Origin of the sequence: Flavobacterium sp. (assembly GCF_028712645.1) — a bacterium.
Taxonomy (GTDB): Bacteria; Bacteroidota; Bacteroidia; order Flavobacteriales; family Flavobacteriaceae; genus Flavobacterium.
Genome location: NZ_JAQTPQ010000217.1, coordinates 1 through 6,181 on the forward strand (window position 1 = coordinate 1; position 6,181 = coordinate 6,181).

The 6,181-nt window shown below is 32.3% G+C and carries 3 protein-coding genes; all 3 read left to right on the forward strand.

Translation table 11 applies throughout. The features are described 5' to 3' along the window. The coding region (locus PHC28_RS14445; RefSeq protein ID WP_300102115.1) for an alpha-galactosidase at window positions 1-755 on the forward strand (755 nt) is incomplete at its 5' end. A gap of 548 nt (window positions 756-1,303) precedes the next feature. Then, entirely contained in the window at window positions 1,304-4,270 is a 2,967-nt protein-coding gene (locus PHC28_RS14450; RefSeq protein ID WP_300102118.1) for a SusC/RagA family TonB-linked outer membrane protein, read from the forward strand. 11 nt (window positions 4,271-4,281) lie between these two features. Beyond that, window positions 4,282-5,829 carry a RagB/SusD family nutrient uptake outer membrane protein gene (locus tag PHC28_RS14455; protein WP_300102121.1) on the forward strand — a complete coding sequence of 516 codons (1,548 nt, stop codon included), beginning with the start codon at window positions 4,282-4,284 and terminating at the stop codon, window positions 5,827-5,829. Window positions 5,830-6,181: the final 352 nt, after the last annotated feature.

The window sequence follows — 6,181 nt, forward strand, 5'->3', positions numbered from 1 at the left end:
CTACATATCTTAATAAAAAAGGATTACCTCAGACTAATTTATATGTAGACTACACCCAAGGTTTGTATAAAGTTCTCCAACGAATTAGAGCAAAATATCCAAAAGTCCCAATGATGTTGTGTTCTGTCGGTGGTGGTCGAGGCGAATATGAATTCTTAAAGTATTTCACAGAATTTTGGCCAACTGATGATACTGAACCTTTAGAAAGAATATTTGTGCAATGGGATTACTCTTATTTCTTCCCATCAATTGCAACCTGTAACCACGTGACCGATTGGGGAAAACAACCACTGAAATTTAGAGTTGATGTAGCTAGTATGGGGAAATTAGGTTTTGATATTGTAGCAAGCAAATTAAACCCTGATGATAAAACATTTTGCAAACAAGCTATTTCAAATTATAATTCATTTAAATACATCGTTTGGCATGGAGATATGTTTCGCCTAGTCAATCCTCACGAAAACAACATTGCGGCCTTGATGTATGTAAATCCTACCAAAAGCAAAGCAGTTGTTTTTAACTATTTAGTAAACAATAGATTTAATATAACAGCAACGGAGCGACCTGTTGTTTTAAATGGACTGGATCCAAAGAAAAAATATACTGTAAAAGAAATCAACTTATTTCCAGGTACTTATTCAACTATAAATTCGGACAAAGTTTATTCAGGTGATTTTTTGATGAAAGCTGGGATCAATCCAAATGTTTCTTTAAAAAGAACAAGCGTAGTTTTAGAGATAAACGAAGTAAAATAGTCCTTAAATTACTATAAAACAGGAAATAACAAATTATGGAACAAAGAATAAAAAAAAGGACAATTTTTATAACGCTTTTTTACGATTTACTCCTGTAAATTCAACATCTCAATTTTTAAAAATTGAGATGTTGAATTTATACTTTATTATAACAAGAATTTGAGAAATAAGTACCAATTTACATTTAAAACCAGCAATAATTAATTATATAATTTAAAAATTATGTAGCGAAATGAACGATTAAGTCCAATAAAATCGAGCAAAATCGATAAAAAAACATTTTTCAATTCAAATACTCATAAAGACTCTGTACATCAATAAAATTCACATAAAATAATACTATTCATTTTTTATATTTCTTTTTTTTATAGATAACATAATTTTATTACTAATTTTTTACACTATTAATTTTAAAATCGAAAACGTTTTCGGAACTACGAAAACGTTAAAGTTGTAATTTTCTTAATATTATCATAAAATATTTATTTAGGTTTGAAGTGTTATTTAAACTAATTAAATATAATACTAACCAAACTTATTTATTACGTATGAAAAAATGTCTAATTAAAGGCTTGATGGTGTTTCTAATGATGCTATGTACTGGTTTGACTTATTCGCAAGATGTGTCAGGTACAGTATCCGATTCTAGTGGTCCTCTTCCAGGGGCTTCAGTATTAGTAAAAGGAACAACAAATGGAGCACAAACGGATCTGGATGGTAATTTTATTATCAAAAATGTGGGATCAAATGCAGTTTTAGTTTTTAGCTACATAGGGCTAAAATCGCAGGAAATCAATGTTGCTGGAAAAAGCACAGTAAAAATTACTTTAATTTCTGATGCAGCAGAATTAAAAGAAGTAGTTGTAATTGGCTACGGAACTGTTAAGAAAAAGGATGCGACAGGAGCTGTTGATCAAATCAGTTCTAAGAAATTTGATAATGTTGCGGCTACAAATCCTGCATCCCTATTGCAAGGTAAAGTTGCAGGTGTGCAAATTACTTCATCAAGTGGTGAGCCTGGAGCTGCAAATTCAATTAGAATACGCGGTAACGGTACTTTACGCGGTGGAAATGGACCTCTTATTGTAGTTGATGGTGTTCCTTTGGCTGGTGGTGATGTATCTGCAGGTGGAGCAAATCTGAATTTAGGAACTATGACTGCTAAAGACCCATTAAGTTTCATCAATCAAAATGATATAGAAAGTATGTCAATTTTGAAAGATGCTTCGTCAACAGCAATTTATGGAGCTAGAGGCGCAAATGGAGTTATTATAATAACAACTAAAAAAGGGAAATCTAAAGAACCTGAATTATCTTATTCTAACTCATTTACAACTTCCTCATATGCTTCAAAATTTGATGTATTATCTACTTCCGAATTCCTTGCAGCTACTCCAACAAATGACGCTAATCATTTTGGCGATTCATATGATTGGAAAAAGCAAGTTTTACAAACAGGAGGTTCAATGAATCATGACTTATCTTATTCTAGTGGAACAGACAAATCTAATACTAGAGTTTCTTTGGGTATGGCTAACACAGACGGTATTGTAAGAAATACAGGGTTAGACAAATATACTGCAAGCTTGTATAATTCAAATGATTTCTTAGATGGTAGAGTGAAATTGGAAACTCGTATTTCATATTCTAATATTAAAGACCGTAGAGGATTGATTACAAATGACACTGGCTATATTGGTAACTTATTAAGTGCTGCATTATACTGGAATCCAACCCGTTCAGTTTATGATGCTACAATGCCAGGCGGATATACAAGAGTAAGTGGAGATTATATCAATCCAGTTCATTTAATGAATTCGTTCTCTAATAATGGTGATCTGTCTAAATTTTTAGGAAGTATAACAACCACCGTGAAATTAACCAATAACTTGAAATATAATATGGTTTTTGGTTACGAGACATCTAATTCAGTAGTAAAACAACAAGCTACTCCGGATTTAAATATTCAAGATTTTGCTACGGCAACTAATCCAGCAGATTTAAAAACATATAGAGGTCAAGCAACTGTTGCAATGGATCAAAGGGTCAATAAAACTGTTGAACATAATTTAACCTATACAAAGGATATCACAAAAGATATCAATTTGAATGCAATTGTTGGATATTCGTTTTATAACTATCAATCTAATGGTAATTATGTTTCTGCAAAAGGTTTTGCTTCCACACAAACTAATTTATTAGACAATATGGAAGGTGGAATCCCTACAGAAACAAGAACTGGTTCTTACAAAGGATTAGTTGAAATGCAATCTGTTTTTGCTAGAGCATCATTGGCTTTCTATAATAAATTGAATTTAGATTTGACAGTTAGACGAGATGGTTCTTCTAAAGCAGCAGCTGGTAAAAAATATGGAAATTTTCCATCTTTAGGTTTGGGGTATAAACTAGTTGAAGGAAAAGAAGGATTAGTTAATGATTTGAAATTAAGAATAAATGTTGGTAAAACAGGGAATACTGAATTTCCAAGAAACTCTTCTGTAGGTATTATTGAATATAATGGTCCAGATCAATTCAATATTGTAAACAATGCAAATTCTCAATTAACTTGGGAAACTACAACTTCTTATGGAATTGGTACTGATTTTACATTGTTAAAAAATAAGTTATCAGGATCTGTTGACTATTTCAACAAAAACACTACTGATTTAATTGTAGGTATTCCTTCAACATCGGGACAGCCTTCTCCACAAGGTATTAAATACCAAAATTTACCTGCAAACCTTATTAATAAAGGTGTTGAGGTTTCGTTGACTTACAAAGCAATTGACACAGATGATTTAACTTGGGAGATTTCTGGCAATATGGCATTCTTGTCAAATACTATTAAAAATCTTGGAGCAGCTAACATTTATAATGTTGGAGCTATACACGGTCAAGGTTTGACTGATGCATACGTACAAAGAATTCAAGACGGTTATCCATTATATACTTACTATCTTCCAACATTTACCGGATATGATGCTAATGGAATTTCTCAATATGCAGATGGTGGAGCTGCTAAAATGTTAGACAAACAGCCGTTACCTAAAATGACTGCGGGTATATCAACAATTTTGTATTACAAAGCCTTTGATTTCTCAACATCATTATATGGAAATTTTGGACATTACTTATTTAACAATACTAATGTTGCTATTTTCTATCAAAACCAATTGGGAGGCAAAAACGTAACTCCAGAAGTAGCCAATTCAGTTCAATCAAGATCTGATGCTAACACACCATCTACTAAATATCTTGAAAAAGGAGATTTTCTTAGGATGGGTAATTTAACTCTAGGCTATACAATTAAAGGAGATGCTTTAGAACGTTTTAAAATAAAATCAGCTCGTTTTTATGTAAACGGTTCTAACTTATTTGTAATTACTAAATATTCAGGTTTTGATCCAGAAGTTGATACCAACAAAACTTTAAATGGTATCCCTTCAGCTGGTATAGATTATTTATCTTATCCAAAAGCTAGAACTTTTTCAGTAGGTCTTAACGTAACATTTTAATTAGAATAAAAATGAAAAAAAATAATTTTATAAAGTACAGTATCTTTGCAGGAGCATTAGTTCTTGGAGTTAGTTGTACTAATTTAGATGAAAAAATTCTTGATGCGACTGATATTTCAAAAGCAGATCCAGATGCGGTGCTAACTTCTGCTTACAATGGATTACGTCAATTTGAAGGTCAAGACGGGATATTTGCAGTGCAGGAAGTAACAACAGATTTTGTTATTGTGCCAACTCGTGCAGGTGACTGGGGTGATGGTGGAGCTTGGCTAGAAGACCATTTCCATACATGGAATGCTAACAGCAGAGAAGTAAACACAGCTTGGAAACAAATGTTGTCAAGTGTATATAATTGTGATTTAGCACTAGCTATTCAAGGAATTCCTGCTACTAAAAAAGCAGAAGCTCAATTTTTAAAAGCTTATTATTACTACAATGCCATCGATATGTTTGGTCAGGTACCTTATAGAGAAGCAGGAAGTTCTCCTGACGACTTCCCTAAAGTATGGACTTCTCCAGAAGCTACAGCTCAAATAATTGCTTTACTTGAAGAAGCATTACCAAATTTGTCAGATAAAAACACATCTGATCCATCTATTGCAAGTAAAGATGCAGCTAACTTTCTATTAGCTAAAATTTATTTAAATAAAGCGGTATTTGATTCAGCTACACACACAGGGTTTGATGCTAATAATGTAGCTAATATGAATAAAGTAATTCAATATGTAGATGCTATTTCTAGCTCTACTACTTTAGCAGATGATTACTGGGACAACTTTAAACCATCTAACAACACATGTCCTGAGCTTATATTTTCTGCCAAAAACATTAATGGTGTAGATATGGGAGCAGTAAGAACAAGATGGTATATGGGCAACCATTACAATCAAATTCCTAGTGGATGGAACGGATTTTCTGTATTACAGGAATATTATGACAAATTTGATGCTTCTGACAGACGTATTTTAAATGATGATCCTTCAATTATTGCATCTTTTGGAAGTCCACTTGGTATGCGAAAAGGTTTACAATACGACAAAGGTGGTGTTACGCCATTGACTACAAGAGGTCAAAACGGTTCATTACCTTTAGATTTCCAAAGCGACCCAGCAGGGCTTCCATCAGATGGTAAAATTATTTCTGATGAATGGTTAGAAAAATGGGGAATTCGTCCTCAAAAATACATTCCAGATGTATCAAATATGGATAAACCTGAAAATGACTATGTATTATTCCGTTATGCAGATGCTTTGTTAATGAAAGCAGAAGCTATTGCAAGAGGTGGTTCAAGCTCAACTACTGTAGCGTCTATTGCTACTCAATTACAAGAACGTCAAGGAGTTACAACCATAATTAATTTATCAACTTTAGCAAACATTGATAAAGCCAGAGCTACAGAATTGTGGGAAGAAGGTTGGAGAAGAAATGATATGATTCGTTTCGGAACTTATACTACATCTAGAGCTACAATGACTAATACTGATGCTTATAGAGTTTTGTTGCCAATACCGACAACTGCATTGTTAAATCCAAATATTCACCAAAACCCAGGATATTAAGAATTGTTTATTTTTTTTTTGGTTTAGTTAGTTAAAGAGGGTATTCAAAATACCCTCTTTCTCATTATAAAATAAGATCTCATTTTAAGAGCTTTTTTATCTTATTTAACAATTCCAAAGCCTTTTATAACATCGAATAATTTTTTTGTAAAATTAAAAATTCATAAATTGCTTGCTTATATATTACCAATATTAAATCATTTTTAAGATGTTAAAACGTATTGCCTTTTTATCCACATTTATAGTATTTGTCAATTGTTCTAAGGAAAAATCAGATACCTTATTTACCAAATTAGATGCTTCTGAAACGGGCATAGATTTTCAGAATGAAGTGAAAAATGGCAAGGATATG